General features: G+C 42.7%; 19 protein-coding genes. 9 read left to right on the top strand and 10 right to left on the bottom strand.

Translation table 11 applies throughout. From position 1 onward, the window contains the following. Positions 1-57 precede the first annotated feature (57 nt). Entirely contained in the window at positions 58-1,629 is a 1,572-nt protein-coding gene (locus QQL36_RS04615; RefSeq protein ID WP_321569113.1) for a glycoside hydrolase family 31 protein, read from the top strand. 196 nt (positions 1,630-1,825) lie between these two features. Here the strand turns inward: QQL36_RS04615 and QQL36_RS04610 are convergent, their stop codons facing one another. Next, positions 1,826-2,524: a nitroreductase family protein gene (locus QQL36_RS04610; RefSeq protein ID WP_321569112.1), complete on the bottom strand. Its 699-nt coding sequence runs from the start codon at positions 2,522-2,524 to the stop codon at positions 1,826-1,828. A 157-nt stretch (positions 2,525-2,681) separates the two neighbouring features. Between QQL36_RS04610 and QQL36_RS04605 the strand changes: the two genes are divergently transcribed. The 5 genes from QQL36_RS04605 (at position 2,682) to QQL36_RS04585 (ending at position 5,329) form a co-directional block, all read left to right on the top strand. After that, positions 2,682-3,032, top strand: coding sequence for a helix-turn-helix domain-containing protein (locus QQL36_RS04605; RefSeq protein ID WP_321569111.1), 351 nt, complete (start codon positions 2,682-2,684; stop codon positions 3,030-3,032). Positions 3,033-3,247: 215 nt separating this feature from the next. Then, a complete protein-coding gene (locus QQL36_RS04600; protein WP_321569110.1) occupies positions 3,248-3,604 on the top strand; it encodes a VOC family protein in 357 nt (118 codons plus the stop codon). Between the two features lie 109 nt (positions 3,605-3,713). Then, complete coding sequence (locus QQL36_RS04595; protein ID WP_321569109.1) at positions 3,714-4,268, top strand: hypothetical protein; 555 nt, start codon at positions 3,714-3,716, stop codon at positions 4,266-4,268. A 143-nt stretch (positions 4,269-4,411) separates the two neighbouring features. After that, entirely contained in the window at positions 4,412-4,645 is a 234-nt protein-coding gene (locus QQL36_RS04590) for a hypothetical protein (protein WP_321569108.1), read from the top strand. A gap of 12 nt (positions 4,646-4,657) precedes the next feature. After that, positions 4,658-5,329 (top strand): hypothetical protein, encoded by a 672-nt coding sequence (locus QQL36_RS04585; RefSeq protein ID WP_321569107.1) that lies wholly within the window; start codon positions 4,658-4,660, stop codon positions 5,327-5,329. 2 nt (positions 5,330-5,331) lie between these two features. Here the strand turns inward: QQL36_RS04585 and QQL36_RS04580 are convergent, their stop codons facing one another. Beyond that, positions 5,332-5,898, bottom strand: a complete 567-nt coding sequence (locus QQL36_RS04580; protein ID WP_321569106.1) for a hypothetical protein — start codon at positions 5,896-5,898, stop codon at positions 5,332-5,334. A 97-nt stretch (positions 5,899-5,995) separates the two neighbouring features. Between QQL36_RS04580 and QQL36_RS04575 the strand changes: the two genes are divergently transcribed. Beyond that, positions 5,996-6,622 (top strand): flavin reductase family protein, encoded by a 627-nt coding sequence (locus QQL36_RS04575; protein WP_321569105.1) that lies wholly within the window; start codon positions 5,996-5,998, stop codon positions 6,620-6,622. A gap of 170 nt (positions 6,623-6,792) precedes the next feature. On the opposite strand, the gene QQL36_RS04570 is transcribed toward QQL36_RS04575, so the two are convergent. From QQL36_RS04570 to QQL36_RS04535, 8 genes are all read right to left on the bottom strand, one after another. After that, complete coding sequence (locus QQL36_RS04570; RefSeq protein ID WP_321569104.1) at positions 6,793-8,289, bottom strand: DEAD/DEAH box helicase; 1,497 nt, start codon at positions 8,287-8,289, stop codon at positions 6,793-6,795. A gap of 46 nt (positions 8,290-8,335) precedes the next feature. After that, on the bottom strand, positions 8,336-9,052 hold the full coding sequence (locus QQL36_RS04565; protein WP_321569103.1) for a CHAD domain-containing protein: 717 nt from the start codon (positions 9,050-9,052) through the stop codon (positions 8,336-8,338). 31 nt (positions 9,053-9,083) lie between these two features. Continuing rightward, the gene (locus QQL36_RS04560; protein WP_321569102.1) at positions 9,084-9,212 is read right to left on the bottom strand and encodes a hypothetical protein; all 129 of its coding nucleotides are present in this window, start codon (positions 9,210-9,212) and stop codon (positions 9,084-9,086) included. Between the two features lie 3 nt (positions 9,213-9,215). Continuing rightward, on the bottom strand, positions 9,216-9,830 hold the full coding sequence (locus QQL36_RS04555; RefSeq protein WP_083722634.1) for a hypothetical protein: 615 nt from the start codon (positions 9,828-9,830) through the stop codon (positions 9,216-9,218). A 16-nt stretch (positions 9,831-9,846) separates the two neighbouring features. After that, a complete protein-coding gene (locus QQL36_RS04550) occupies positions 9,847-10,236 on the bottom strand; it encodes a RidA family protein (RefSeq protein WP_083722635.1) in 390 nt (129 codons plus the stop codon). Between the two features lie 68 nt (positions 10,237-10,304). Next, on the bottom strand, positions 10,305-10,862 hold the full coding sequence (locus QQL36_RS04545; RefSeq protein ID WP_321569101.1) for a Crp/Fnr family transcriptional regulator: 558 nt from the start codon (positions 10,860-10,862) through the stop codon (positions 10,305-10,307). 5 nt (positions 10,863-10,867) lie between these two features. Continuing rightward, a complete protein-coding gene (locus QQL36_RS04540) occupies positions 10,868-11,698 on the bottom strand; it encodes a hypothetical protein (RefSeq protein WP_321569100.1) in 831 nt (276 codons plus the stop codon). A gap of 60 nt (positions 11,699-11,758) precedes the next feature. After that, positions 11,759-12,565, bottom strand: a complete 807-nt coding sequence (locus QQL36_RS04535) for an enoyl-CoA hydratase/isomerase family protein (protein WP_321569099.1) — start codon at positions 12,563-12,565, stop codon at positions 11,759-11,761. 57 nt (positions 12,566-12,622) lie between these two features. On the opposite strand from QQL36_RS04535, the gene QQL36_RS04530 reads away from it, so the two are divergent. Both QQL36_RS04530 and QQL36_RS04525 read left to right on the top strand, forming a co-directional pair. Beyond that, positions 12,623-13,228, top strand: a complete 606-nt coding sequence (locus QQL36_RS04530) for a Crp/Fnr family transcriptional regulator (RefSeq protein WP_321569098.1) — start codon at positions 12,623-12,625, stop codon at positions 13,226-13,228. A gap of 286 nt (positions 13,229-13,514) precedes the next feature. After that, a complete protein-coding gene (locus tag QQL36_RS04525; protein ID WP_321569097.1) occupies positions 13,515-14,396 on the top strand; it encodes an alpha/beta hydrolase family protein in 882 nt (293 codons plus the stop codon). The last annotated feature ends 8 nt before the right edge of the window (positions 14,397-14,404 follow it).

Below are 14,404 nucleotides of genomic sequence, written 5' to 3'. Positions count from 1 at the left end.
GCGTAACCACACTCTCCTTAAATAACCCTATTTTAGAAAAGTAAAACGACCAAAATCATGCCCTGGGGAAAAGTATTATCAACTATTCTAATTGTTGCTATCTGCAAGTGCTCGTATGCACAAACTAAGACTATACAAATAAAAAATGGCGAACGCTGGTATGGTGGCGCTGTGACCGAAGGGCAGCAAATGCCGGTTAAAGACGGGTATACATTTAACCTGTTTGCTAATACGGGTGGTAACCAGGCAGCTCCTTTGTTATTATCTACCAGTGGAAGATACATTTGGAGTGATGGCCCATTTACCTTTACTGTGAAAGGTGATGTGTTGGAAATCACAAATGCTGCAGCACCTGTGGAGCTGGACTCTATAGGGCATAATTTAAAAGAAGCTTTTGCGAATGCTGCTAAGAAACATTTTCCTGCAAAAGGGAAATTGCCTGACACCCTGTTATTGTACAGACCTCAGTATAACACATGGATTGAACTGGTGTACAATCAAAACCAGGCTGACATTCTTGCATATGCAAAGGCGATTATCGAGAATGGTTTTCCAGCTGGTGTGTTGATGATTGATGATAACTGGGGTGACTATTATGGTCGATTCGATTTCAGAAAAGATAGATTTGAAAATGCTACTGCGATGATCGATAGCCTGCACAAAATGGGTTTTAAGGTGATGTTGTGGATAAGTCCTTTTATTTCTCCTGATACAGAAGTGTTCAGAGAGTTGCAAAGTAAAAAGCTGTTACTGAATAAGAAGGCTGATACCACGGCTATCCTGACATGGTGGAATGGGTATAGTGCCGTGTTGGATTTTACTAATCCGGCAGCGAAGGAATGGTTTAAGGGAAGACTGGATTATATGGTGCATACCTATCACCTGGATGGATTTAAGTTTGATGCAGGTGATGCTGATTTTTATCCTGCTGATGCTGTTTCTTATGAGAAAGCGATACCTAATGATCATAGTCAGTTGTGGGGTGAGATTGGATTGGGATATGCTTTGAATGAATACCGTGCTATGTGGAAGATGGCGGGAGAGCCATTGGTGCAGCGATTAAGAGATAAGCAACACACATGGGTGGATCTGCAGAAACTGATTCCGCATATTACGCTTGCGGGGTTGTTGGGATATAATTTTACTTGTCCGGATATGATTGGCGGAGGTGAATATGGATCTTTTATAGGAAGAGATAAATTGGATGAGGAGTTGGTAGTGCGTTCGGCGCAATGTTCTGCTTTGATGCCGATGATGCAGTTTTCGGTGGCGCCATGGAGGGTGTTGAGTCAGGAGCATTTAGCAATTGTGAAGAAGACGGTGGAGATCAGGGAGAAATATACGCCTTATATCATGCAATTGGCGAAGGCATCGGCATTCAATGGGGAGCCTATTGTGAGGTGTATGGAGTATGAGTTTCCCGGGCAGGGGCTTGCGGAAGTGAAGGGTGAGTTTATGTTGGGAGATAAGTATTTGGTGGCGCCTGTGATGGCGAAGGATGGAAAGCAGTCTGTTGTGTTGCCGAAGGGGAAATGGAGGAGTGATAAAGGGGAGGTGTTTAAGGGGCCTAAGACGATTGAGCAGGTGGTGGCGTTGGATAGGTTGCCGGTGTATGAGTTGATTAAATAAGGAGGTGATGAATGGATCTTTTAATGGCGGTTTGGAGAGGTAATTGAATTGGAGTTGTGTACAAATTGGTTAAATAAAATGAAGTTGTATCATAAATAAAATAAAACCTCTGAGAATCGAATAAATAGAAACCTGGCTCCATCAGGTATCTGAATAAAAAGCGCGTGTATCTTTCTTTTGATACACGCGCTTTTCATTACTTCTTTATAATCGTATTCAGATCCAATCCTGCCGCAGTCTCTGCCAATTCTGCCACATCTGCAATCGTCATTTCAGTAATAAACGCTTCTTTAGGAGTGCGCACTTTTTTCATATTCACCAACCAGTCATTCTCTGTTTCCCTATATCCCAGCGGCAATATCACCGTACTCTTATACCCGCTTCCCTTTAAATTCAACAATTCATCCAGTTTCTCAGGAATGAACCCTTCCATAGGCGTAGCATCCACCTTCTGCTCCGCAGCTGCAGCAATCGCCATTGCAAAGGAGATATAACTTTGCTTTGCCGCATGATGAGCCTGCCACTCCTGTCCTTTCGTCTCATATAGGTTTAAAATCACGCTCTTATAATCATCCATCGTATCATGAGGTAAACCACGCTCATCCATCATAACGTTGAATACGCCGGTGATCCGTTCATCACTATACCCATCCCATGCGATCCAGATCAGTAAATGTGAACAATCTATAATCTGGGTTTGATTGTAAGCGATACCTTGTATTTTTTTCAGCAAAGCCTTGTCGGAAATGACGATCATTTTATACTGCTGTAAACCGGAAGAAGAAGGCGCCAAACGGGCAGCTTCTAAGATATAATCTAATTTTTCCTGAGGTACCTTTGTGCCATTCATCTTTTTAGTGGCATAGCGCCACTGTAAATCTTCAAGTAAACTCATGTGATTCCAATTTTTAACAAAAGTAAATTCACTTGACGTAAATAAGTAACTTTAGGGGGCCCGATGGTGGTGACATACGGGTAACCTTAGTGACAAAAAAGTAACCAGCTTGTATATGGAAAATGAAAACTTAGATAATCCAACATTCACTGAATGTATGAGAAAGGTCCGGGCAATTGATGATACCCTTCATATCCTGAGTGGTAAATGGACGCTTGTGTTGATTTCACATCTTTGTTATAGACCTATGCGGTATTCAGAGTTGTTGAAGGATTTGAATGGGATAGCGGGGAAGGTGTTGAGCAGGGCGTTGAAAGATCTGGAGATAAATGGACTTATTATCAGAGAGGTGTCGGAGAGTCAGCCGCTGACGGTGACTTATAAGATCTCACAATATGGAAAGAGTTTGAAGGAGTTGACAGATGGATTGGCGGATTGGGGATTGCAGCATAGAGAGCGGATTTTTAATGCGGCGAAGTTTGAAAAGCCGATGAGTGTTACCAGATGATATCAGGTACTTCTGCTTTCGGTACGTCTTCTTATTTCCAGGCACCTGTTCCTGTGAATGAAGGATTATAACAATTAAATGTTGACCATATTATCGAAATTGTAGTCGAATTCATCGGTGGTGAGTTGTGTGGCGATTGTTGGTAGCGGAACTCGTTCATTAGAAATAATGGGTTATATTGTAGACCAGTTCCTAAAAATGTAAATGTTAGCATTATGAGTCTCATCGCCGTATTACCCAAAGTATTTTATGCAGATATCCAGCAGGCACTGGATTTTTTTATTGATGGACTTGGATTTAAATTAGGCTACCATGATGAGGTGTTGTATATCGTGAGTCGGGATAATGCGACCTTTCAATTGATGGTAGAACCTGAGCTGGCTACTAAAGATAGCAGACCTGAAATCAGAATAGCTACTGATGATATTGAGGCGATTTATGCTGATATTAAGTCAAGACGACCTTCTATTTTACATCCGAATCTGAACTATATCAAACAACAACCCTGGGGATTGAAAGAGTTTGCCGTGTTGGATCCTACCACAGTATGTATTGTTTTTCAGCAGTCTTAATTTTCATAACTCTATACTTGTAGCATGTCAAATTCTCGTTGGGAAGTATTTCTTCAGGAAGTATATTCTTGTGTTTAAAAGAACTAATTTTCCGGCATAATTGATCTAAATGAAAAACCAGTTTTTTACAATGGCAGTTGGTCTGTCCATTTTTTCTTTCACTGCATGCCAGCAGTCCCAAAATGCACAAAGTGCACAAAATGACACAACCCAACAGGCACAGGATACCACTGCTGCCGTAGCTGAACCTGTAGCTGCCGATACGAGCAGTGCTTCTGTACTCGAAACTGTAATGTCTGTACCTGAGAAGGTAAAGGCAGGCAAACCTATTCTGCTGAAATTTAATGTAAACAATCCTTCTGACAAGGAGCAGGAATTTTGTAAATGGCATACGCCGTTTGAACAAAGGTTTATGAATTCTTTCTTTGAAGTGACTGACAGCAAAGGCGAGGCAGTACAGTACAAAGGGGTGATGGCGAAGAGAGTGACGCCACCGCCGGCAGATGCTTATATTAAAGTAGCTGCAAAAGGAAGTGTGTCTGCTGAGATTGATTTGCTGACAGGGTACAATATCACTCATCCGGGTACTTACAAGGTAGTGTATCAGGGAGAGGGTGTGAGTGGGTTGACGAAGGTGAATGAAGTGACGGTGGTTGTTGAGTAATTAAATGCATTTGAAAATCCCCATAGCAGTAATGCTATGGGGATTTTTTGTTGTATTGGTTTCTTGTTATTATTATATTGATAATCAGATTATTATGAAATTATTTTGTTTGGTTTTTTAAGCGAAAATCCTAACTTTATATCATGAACACACAAGATATCCAACGTTTGAAAAGTTTGGCGGAAAGAATACTGAAAAATGGTATAACCAGGGAAGAAGCACTGCTTTCATTACAGCGTGCTGGCCATCTTGATAAGGATGGGAACTTTACGAAACACTACCAACATTTGGCGAGGGCGATAGCAGCAAACACAGCCAATTCCGCAGCTACTTCCACTACTGTAGCCACTGCTACTGATACTTCCGAAACATTTTAATCATTTTTTATTATGTATAGTAATAGGTCCAACTTAGTAATTGGATTTCACGGTTGTGATAAATCCACATGCCATGCATTGGTTCATCATCCACAGATTATTAAGATCAGTGAAGAACCTCATGACTGGCTTGGTCATGGTTTTTATTTCTGGGAGAATAATTTTGCCAGAGCCCGTGAATGGGCCGTGCAGAAGGTAAAACAAGGAAGGTTCAAAGAGCCTGCTGTCGTTGGGGCAGTAATTGATCTTGGTCACTGTTGTGATTTTTTAGACTCCGGCCATATTGAATTGCTCAAGACTTATTATTATGCGATGGAAAAGATATATAACGAAATTGGTAAGCCATTGCCAGTTAATAGAAATATTGCCCGTGATGTACATAAAGATAAGTTATTAAGGGAGCTCGATTGTGCAGTTATTGAATATATGCATGCCGTAATTTTTAAAAATTACAAAAATGATATAGGAATACATGGTATGAGCGATCTCAAAATGTTTGACTCTGTACGTTGTGCATTCATTGAGGGCGGACCTGCTTTTAAAGGTGCTGGTATACGTGAGAAAAATCATATCCAAATCTGTATCCGCAACCTCAACAGCATCAAAGGCTTTTTTATTCCAAGAGAAAATTTGGATTTTTACTCCTGGAGTTTAAACAAGTATCTACAACTGGAGAATAATTAAATTTATTCCACCACCACCACCTCAAATCCTAACCACCCATTAATCACGCTGACCTTTAAACTATCCACATGCTCCACATCAGCATACCGTGGATAATACTTGCCTACTTTTTTATTCTTATAAATCGCCTCCACAAACGGTACCGGATCATTATTCCTAGTCGGCCGTGTATGCCCAAAGGACGTCACTGCTATCTTCATGGTTGTATGGGAACGACCACCAAATGCCTGATTCCCCCACAGTATGGAAAATATAATGATCGTACCAAAGGAAAAACTATTAAACACACAAAACAAAATCAATTGCACACCACGTGGTAAGTCATGTTTGCTGGAAGATAAATCTATCCGCTTCCTAAACAGGATAGTAACTGAAAAACCTATAAACAATGCAAGCAGGAATAAGCAATATCCATCAATCAACGTAGTCCAATATATACTCAATGTCCAGAAGATCAGGGGAATACTGATGAGGAATGTTATTCCAAATAGAACCCCAAAGAATCTATTTATCCAATCGCTGGTGCGTTCCTCCTGGTATTGGGATGGGTGGAGGATTATATTTTTCATAGACATATATGAAAGGTACAAAAACTTCATATTTCGCAAGAACCGGATTTTTGCTATACTCAAATTGTGTCAGCTTTGCTATCACAATCAAATATTTATGCACTACATAAGTCATCCGTCCATTCTTTACTTCGGTACACCAGTGGTGGTAGTCAGCACTGTAAATGAAGATGGAACGTATAATCTCGCTCCTATTTCGTCTATCTTCTGGTTAGGGTATCGCTGTATGATCGGCATTGCTGCCAGCTCTAAAACGACTGAAAATCTATTGCGTACAAAGGAGTGTGTGTTGAACCTGCCTTCGGTTGAGCAAGCTACACAGGTGAATAGGTTAGCATTAACTACGGGAACTTATCCTGTCCCGCAAGGGAAGTTAATAAAAGGGTATGTGTATGAACCGGATAAATTTGGCAGAGCAGGGTTTACCCCGTTAGCAGCTGATTGTGTGCAGGCCATGAGAATTGAAGAATGTCCGGTACATCTGGAAGCGACATTGGTGAGTGTGCATCCGCTGACGGGAGAGAAGATAAATGTGTTGACGATGGAGTTGGAGATTCAACGGGTGCATCTACAGGAAGATATCAGGTATGAAGATATGCCGGATCGGGTGGATCCGGATAAATGGCGGCCGTTGATCATGAGTTTTCAGGAGTTGTATGGATTGGGTGTAAAGGTACTTGCATCTACATTGGCGCAGGTGCCGGAGCATCTTTATCAGCGTTAGGCACAGTGGCTGATTTGATCAGCGTTAACCATAGTACGAAATTTGATCAGCGTTAACCATAGTACGAGATTTAATCAGCGTTAACCATAGTACGGGATTTAATCAGCGTTAAAAAAATAACGAGATTTTAGTGGTGTTCGTATAAGGCGTAGTAATCTCTCCCTGAGATATTACGCCGCCTTTGTCTTCCCTTTCTGCATCACTTTCTGTATCAATGTCTTCAACCTTTCTTTATAATCCGCCACTAACCAATCTGTATAATTCTTCGTCACCCTTCCCAGGCATTTCCCATATTGCTTCACCCTCCATTGTATTTCCTGATCCAATACCTCCGCCAGCTCTAGCGCCTGTGGTATCGTATCACTATTTTCAATACACATCATCGCATGTTGCCTGATCGCATCCCTGATCACTGTCAATGGCTTTTGCCCTGCATCTACTACACGCTGATGCGCCTCCTGTATATCAAAAGACAACTGTAATGTATTGGGAAATTTAGCCCGCAGATCAGATGAAATCACCCGTGCCTCATTGGTGGATAAGTAATGCATACTCTCCATATACGCTTCCGGTCTTTCAAATATCAGCTGCCAATCCATCGGCGCCTGCCATTCTCCAAAACGATCGATGTTATTACCAAGATCAATGATGTTGAAGTTTTTCTTTTTGGGTAATCTTCTTGAACCACGTCCAATCATCTGGTGATAGAGTGTCAGTGAAGTCGTTGCGCGATTGAGGATAACGGTTTGTATTGAAGGTTCGTCAAACCCTGTGGTCAATATCGAGACGGATGTTAGGATGGCTCCTTTCGTCTTTTTGAACCATTTCAATATCTCTTCACGCTCCGCAGGAGAATGACGGTTATCCAGGTGTTTGATAGGATACCCTGCATCTTTAAATAATTTACACACGTTCCTCGAAGTGAAGATACCATTGTTAAAGATCAGTGTCTTTTTATGCTTCGAATGTGTTTCATATGCATGCAGCAATAATTCCAACATCGCATTGGATGAATATAATTCATCCGAAGTGCTGATGGTGAAATCCCCATATATCCCTGTTTTAAGTGAATTCAGTTCCACGTCATATCTCCAGTTGACAGGTTTGGCCAGATATCCCTGTTTGATGAGACCGGTTATGCTTTCACCTACTATCAGTTCCTGGTAGGTTTTGTTCATTGGCAAGTCTGCATTAGAACTCAGCGGTGTGGCTGTAACCCCCACTACAATCGCACGTGGGAATTTATTCAACAGTTTTTGGAATGCATTGTGATGTGCTTCATCAATTATTACAAGACCAACAGACGCCGGATTGATAATACCCTGTTTCAGTCGGTTCCGCAATGTCTCGACCATCGCAACATAACAGGTATGTTCTTCCCGCTTACGCAATTGTTTGACAGTGCTATTGATCACTTTATTTTTGATACCAATTTTTGTAAGTGTAGTCGCGGTCTGTTTACAGAGTTCTGTCCGGTGCGTTAATACCATCACCTGTCTGTTAAAGTTCGTGACATACCACTTTGCTATCTCTGAAAAGATTCTCGTTTTACCTCCGCCTGTTGGTAGTTGGTAAAGGATCCTATAACCTTTGGATGCATGTGTGAGTTTATCAAAGAGTATATTGAGGTCCCGTTCCTGGTAAGGGTACAAACTATCGTTTCCCATAATTAATCTTACTGTTAGTTATTTAGCTATATCAAACGGGGTGCCATTAGGAAATTGTTTTTAACGCCCGGGCTAACCAGGTTTTGATCCTTTTCTTCTCTTTCACCAATATTTCCTCTTTGTGTTGAAGATACTGTGCTTCTTTGTTACTCAGTTCAGCAGGACGGTATTTTCTGAGCAACCGGAGTGCATTGCATTTATCCTGGTAGTCGCCAAGTCTATCCTGTAATGTAGAACTGTGTAACTGGTTATTATTAGATAATTCTTTGAAGGTTTTCCTGATGGTATGCAGGTCATTGTCACTAAAGGAGGTGGGGTGCAGCATTTGCTGCATAGCAATGGTTTTTCCGGATAAATACTTTTGATAAGTTTTATGGCTGAAACCGGTTTTGACCGCTTTCAATGTTTTTTTACTAGCTTTTCGCACTGGTTGTTGGGCAAGTGATTGATGCAATTGTTCCTTAGATTGTTCTGTCTGCTTGTGTATAATCTTTCTATAAGTGGGTAAATGTCGGGCATCGTGTTTTGTATACTGCTCCTGCAATTGCAGATCGCGTAGTGTACCGAGCTGGTGATAAAAGTCTTTCAGCTTACCGGGTATACCCGGAAGCTGAATCATATGTAGAAAAGCTTTTAGTTTTTTATAGTTTGTCCTGAATTTGTGAATCACTTCCGGGTCGTATGCAGGTGGCATTTGCCGGCTCTTTTTGTCGAGTCGTTTGTAATACCGGCCAATGATTCTTAGCACACGTTTCTTTTTCATAATAGTAGTACCGGAAAAAGTATGCCATGTGTCAATTCTCCGCCCCCTCTTTTAGCACTTTTTCTATGTCGTCATAGTTCGCCTCTGTTCCGTCTCCTAATTTCTGTAATACCACCTTTCCATCCGGACTAATCAGGAATAAATGTGGGATCCCTGGCAAATGTTATTTCACCTTTTTTGCACCTTCTGGTACCTTGCCTGCCTTAAATGCTTCCCTTTGTTGCTCATCCGCCAGGTCCATATTAAAATTCTCCCATTTCCCTTCAGCATTCAACACTGCGCAATTCCATTCGCCATCTGCATCATCCGGAAACTGCCAGAGTATATGATATCCTTCCTCATTTGTAAACCCTTCTTCATCCGCCTGCAGAATACCATTTACCTGTTCCCAGATAATACCCTGTGTAGTGGTAATGATATGATAGTTCTCCGCCTCCATACCGATTGGTAGTAACTCAATCGCGTATATCACCTTCACGCTATCAAAGAATTCATTCAGCCACTTTGCTGCCGATGCCGGTTGGAATTCGAGGATGCTCTGTTTGAATTCATCCAGTTCTTCCCGGCCAATGCCTTCGGTTGTCACTGGGTTTCGCTCTACTGTCGCCAGCAGTTTCCCCTTTTCATTTTTCAATTCAAACACTGACCATTTCTCAGGTTTCTCATTTTTTAGCACCCCAAATTGAGCTGACAATGCTTCTGCGTCCAGCTCTTCAGAAATATCGTCGAGATGAATGTCCGGGTCTTGAGTGCCCAGTATACGGATATAATAACTCATGGGCACAAAATTAGGATTATTTTACTACTGTAGCTTCCAGTTCTACCTGCAATGTTTCGAAAAGGGATTTTACTTCCATGAGGGTGGTCGCCTGCCGGATGCCATGTTTTGCAATCCACTCCTGTAGTAAGGGAAAGTGTGGCCAGAGGTCTGCTGAAGATGTTGTGTAGATGTTTAATCTGACAATGCCTTTGGGTGTATACCCGGCTGCTGAAATGACCTGCTCCAGGTTGGCGATGGCGAGGAGCAACTGGCTTTTCATATCCTCATTGCTGGAGGTGCCATCCGGGAATACGGCTGCTTGTCCTGCACAGTACAGGGTGCTGGTGGCGTTCTTTACTTCTATTGCCTGGGAATAACTACGTTCGTCCTGCCAGGTCCAGGGATTGATGCTTCTTGTTTCCATGAGGCAAAGCTCAGGATAAGGAGGGAATTTAGCCCTTGATCTACCTCACTATTATGCTGTGAGGTATGTCACACCAACCGGCTCAGGGTCTCCCTGGATACCCCCAGGTAGGCTGCCAGCAAACTTTTGGGAACCCGCTGTAACAGGGACGGATGTTGTTTGAGTAACTGTTCATACCGCTCTTTGGCATTAGAAGTAAGCAATGAGAGAATACGGCGCTGTGCCGCCAGGAAACCAAAGGTGGATTTCTGCAGGAAAAAACGTTCCATTTTAGGCAGTTCCGCGCAAAGCTTTTTATAATTTTCGAAGGAGAAACAGTAGACTTCTGTGTCTTCTATACATTCTAAAGACATGGTGGCAACTGACTGGGTATAAAATGCAGAGTAGTCACTTTCCCACCAGTCTTCCATGGCGAAGGAGACAATGTGGTCTTTCCCGTTGTCATCATTATAGACCAGTTTTAACAAACCGGAAATGACCAGGTAACAATACTTTACCTCCTCCCCTTCCTGTATAAGGTACTGATGTTTCTTATACTTTTTAGTGGTAAAGAGTGTCTGCACAAATGAAAATTCTTCATCCGTGAGCGGTAGTATTTTTTCAATATGGTCTCTGAGTAATTGCATTGTTATCAGAACATCAGTTCTCCTGTGAACGGGTCGATCATGCCAGCGTATGGACGATCTACCAGATCGGACTGATAGGTGATAAAGTAATTGGAGCGGCCATCCGTCTGACCCATCCACGGTAAAACAAGATATCCTGTAAATATTGAAGCTGCGACTGCATCGACTATCTGTCCTCCTGATACTTTCACAAATACGGCACTATCCGCAGCATCCTTGTCAATAATGTTAAATGCCAGTCCACTTCGTTTCAGTGGGATAAAGTTATTCCATTTACACCTGAATAATTGTCCTTTGTAACAAATACCCCATGGTTCAGGAATCACATTGCGACTGCTATCATCATGGATATGATATACATGGGCTTTGCCAGGTTCCGTCTTAATGGTAAAGTTATTCACAGCAGGGGCATTTTTTAAAAACTCCTTATAACTCATATACACACCATCTATATAGTTGGTGGTTGTGTAGATGGGTTGTTGATATCGCTCCCAGGCTATGATTTCCTGGCTGGAATGAGGTGTACCCGTTACATTTTGTTTGTCAGCAGCGGTCATGAACATATCAATGGCTCTGGCCATATTCCAGCTATGGTCGCGGCTGGCATGTTTGTCAGCATCTACCAGTGAGGTATCGAACTGACAGGGGAGTTGGAATTGCTGGTTATCCGGCGATAAAAAAGTGGCTCCTTTGATACGTACATATGATCTTTCAGGAGCATTACGATGATCATTAATCCGGAAGAGCTGTACCAGGCAGAGTAGGTATTTACCATTATTCTGCTGGTACTGTTCTCCGTATTTTTTGCTGATATATCCCTGCAGGTATTCCTGCAAAGGTTTGTCAGGAACAGATACGGTGCTGATTTCACGGTACCTGTTCGCAAAGATAATAAATCACAGTTTATTTAGTATCCCTTCCAGGTCTTTCTCGCCTTCGCGTGTCTGTGCACCGGCCTCCATGGCGGCTTTGGTACGTGCTAAGGTAACAGGTCTGGTGAAGAGGCTCATACATAGCTGGTTTTCAGTGGCCAGGTCGTTTGCATCGATTGCTTTTACAGCTGATGCCGCGACATCTTCGGGGAGAGTGGCGATGCGGGTGGCGAGGGTATTGACGTAATTATATAGTGTTGCCTGTGGCAATGCACGGTTGACAAGGCCATATTTTTCTGCCTGTAGACCATCTAATAATTCTCCGCCGAGAATGACCTCCAGTGCACGTGCTCTGCCGATTAATCTGGTTAGGTATTGGGTGCCGCCACCACCAGGGATGATGCCCATTAAGGTTTCTGGTTGGGCAAAACGTGCCTTTTCAAGGGAGGCAAAACGCATGTCGCAGGCAAGGGCCAGTTCATTGCCTCCGCCACGTACATAGCCGTCAATGATAGCGATGGTCACCTGTGGGAGCTGGCGGATCTGTTCATGTAGTTGTTGCATGGGATTGATCGGCGCCTGCAACATTTCAGGGGTGGCCAGGTCGGCAAAGGACGCGGGATTGACGATGTAATTCATATCGCCATGGGCGATGAAATAGTCTGGATCTGCGCTTTGGAAGACGATGACCTGTACAGTTTTGTCCTCCTGCATAGCGGCAACGAATTGTGCCAGGGAGATCATGAGCGGGGCATCCAGCACGTTCATGGGTGGGTTATTGATCGAGGCGAAAGCTACTCCATTCCGGATGTCTACATTCAATTTATCCATGATTTGTTAATTTTATGAAGCAAAGGTCATTGTCCCGGGTAGGGGAAAAAAAGTCATTTGACGCAAAATTTAATTGATAAGATGTTTAGTGCGCTGGCTGCATATTTTAGTGATAAGATCAATTTGACTCCGCAGGAGTTGGAGTTGATGGAGACGCATTGTGTTTCTAAAGTTTTAAAAAAGAAGGAGTTTTTGTTGCAGGAAGGAGAGGTGTGTAGGTTTAGTGCGTTTGTGGTGAGTGGGTGTTTGCGATCTTATCGGTTGGATGATGGAGGGAATGAGCATACATTCAAGTTTGTGGTTAAGGATTGGTGGATTACGGATAATGAGAGTTATAGTAATGGTACGCCGGCGCAGTATAATATACAGGCGTTGGAGGAGAGTGAGTTGGTGATTGTGGCGAAGGAGTCGTTTTTGCTTTTGTTGGAGCAGATTCCTTTACTGAAACCTTTGGTGGATCGGTTGCAGTCGAATAGTTATAATGCGAGTCAGCAAAGGATTTATAAACAGATCAGTGCGACGCCGGAAGAGCGGTATCTGGCATTTGTGGAGGAGTATCCGGATATTTTTAATAGGGTGCCATTGCATATGGTGGCTTCGTATTTAGGGATGTCGAGAGAGACGTTGACGAGGGTGAGGAGTCATTTTGCAAAGGGGAAGTAGTAGGTGGTTTTTGTTAGCTTGGGTGAGGTATTGATGCGGAGCAGGAATCTTTTTGTAAAGGGGAAGTAGTGGATAGTTTTTGTTTAGTTAGCTAGGGTGAGGTATTGATTCCAGGCCGTAGTTATTTTGCAAATGGTAAATAGTGGGTAGTTCCTGTTTGGTAAGCTTGGGTGAGATATTGATACAGATCAGCAGACATTTTGCAAGAGGTTTGAAAATCTTAATGATTGGTTTGATTGTCATTATTGGCACAGGTATTTTCGGCGGAGCTTTGTAAAAAAAGCTCATGGAAAAAGTTATTTCAGTTAGTCCTGTTGTGCTTTCTGCACCAGAACGTGGTTTAGATTTACAGGTACGGATTTCGGCTCCAATCAAAGGTAACCAGCTCCCCGTTATTTTGTTTGCACATGGTTATGGTAATTCATTGGATGGATATGCACCGCTTGTCAATTATTGGGCGGCGAGGGGATTTGTGGTGATACAGCCCAGTTTTCTGGATTCGAAAAGAATAGGTTTGAGTCCGGATGATGTGCGGACGCCTGATATCTGGAAGATTCGGGTAACTGATATGAAACAGGTGCTGGATCATATAGATGATATTATTTGTGTGGTGCCTGGTTTGAGTGAGCGCGTGGATACGACTCGTATTGCAGCTGTTGGACATTCATTTGGTGCACAGACCACAGGGATGTTGTTGGGCATGCGCGTGATTGGAGAAGATATAGATATGTCTGATGCGCGTATTCAGGTTGGGATATTGTTATGTGCCGGTGGAAATGGTGGTAAAGATCTGAGCGAGTTTGCAGCAACGCATTACTCGTTTATGAATCCTGATTTTAGTGGAATGAAAAAGCCGACATTGGTAGTGGCAGGTGATAAAGATATTTCACCTTTGACAGTGCGTGGCTGGGATTGGTTTACGGATCCATATACATTGAGTCCGGGCCCTAAATCATTGGCCGTATTATATGGTGGAGAACATTTGCTGGGTGGTATTTCTGGTTATCTTGTAACAGAGACTTCAGATGAAAATCCTGCAAGAGTAGCAGCAGTACAGCAATTGACATGGGCGTATCTGAGAAGTGCGTTTTATCCGCAGGATAGCGCGTGGCAGGAGGCGGCAAGAGAATTAACACAAGGAAAGATTGAAAATAAAGGAGATCTGTAATGATCCCG

The sequence above is a fragment of the Chitinophaga sp. LS1 genome (genome assembly GCF_034274695.1).
GTDB lineage: Bacteria > Bacteroidota > Bacteroidia > Chitinophagales > Chitinophagaceae > Chitinophaga.
The sequence above is the reverse complement of the archived record's forward strand: the minus strand, read 5'-3'. Positions and strand labels throughout refer to the sequence as shown.

Coding starts and splice junctions, on each gene's coding strand:
- QQL36_RS04575 (WP_321569105.1), top strand. CDS start 5,996: ATGCACTACATAAGTCATCCGTCCATTCTTTACTTCGGTACACCAGTG.
- QQL36_RS04600 (WP_321569110.1), top strand. CDS start 3,248: ATGAGTCTCATCGCCGTATTACCCAAAGTATTTTATGCAGATATCCAG.
- QQL36_RS04610 (WP_321569112.1), bottom strand. CDS start 2,524: ATGAGTTTACTTGAAGATTTACAGTGGCGCTATGCCACTAAAAAGATG.
- QQL36_RS04595 (WP_321569109.1), top strand. CDS start 3,714: ATGAAAAACCAGTTTTTTACAATGGCAGTTGGTCTGTCCATTTTTTCT.
- QQL36_RS04605 (WP_321569111.1), top strand. CDS start 2,682: ATGAGAAAGGTCCGGGCAATTGATGATACCCTTCATATCCTGAGTGGT.
- QQL36_RS04550 (WP_083722635.1), bottom strand. CDS start 10,236: ATGGAAACAAGAAGCATCAATCCCTGGACCTGGCAGGACGAACGTAGT.
- QQL36_RS04590 (WP_321569108.1), top strand. CDS start 4,412: ATGAACACACAAGATATCCAACGTTTGAAAAGTTTGGCGGAAAGAATA.
- QQL36_RS04580 (WP_321569106.1), bottom strand. CDS start 5,898: ATGAAAAATATAATCCTCCACCCATCCCAATACCAGGAGGAACGCACC.
- QQL36_RS04535 (WP_321569099.1), bottom strand. CDS start 12,565: ATGGATAAATTGAATGTAGACATCCGGAATGGAGTAGCTTTCGCCTCG.
- QQL36_RS04585 (WP_321569107.1), top strand. CDS start 4,658: ATGTATAGTAATAGGTCCAACTTAGTAATTGGATTTCACGGTTGTGAT.
- QQL36_RS04565 (WP_321569103.1), bottom strand. CDS start 9,052: ATGAAAAAGAAACGTGTGCTAAGAATCATTGGCCGGTATTACAAACGA.
- QQL36_RS04545 (WP_321569101.1), bottom strand. CDS start 10,862: ATGCAATTACTCAGAGACCATATTGAAAAAATACTACCGCTCACGGAT.
- QQL36_RS04525 (WP_321569097.1), top strand. CDS start 13,515: ATGGAAAAAGTTATTTCAGTTAGTCCTGTTGTGCTTTCTGCACCAGAA.
- QQL36_RS04570 (WP_321569104.1), bottom strand. CDS start 8,289: ATGGGAAACGATAGTTTGTACCCTTACCAGGAACGGGACCTCAATATA.
- QQL36_RS04615 (WP_321569113.1), top strand. CDS start 58: ATGCCCTGGGGAAAAGTATTATCAACTATTCTAATTGTTGCTATCTGC.
- QQL36_RS04555 (WP_083722634.1), bottom strand. CDS start 9,830: ATGAGTTATTATATCCGTATACTGGGCACTCAAGACCCGGACATTCAT.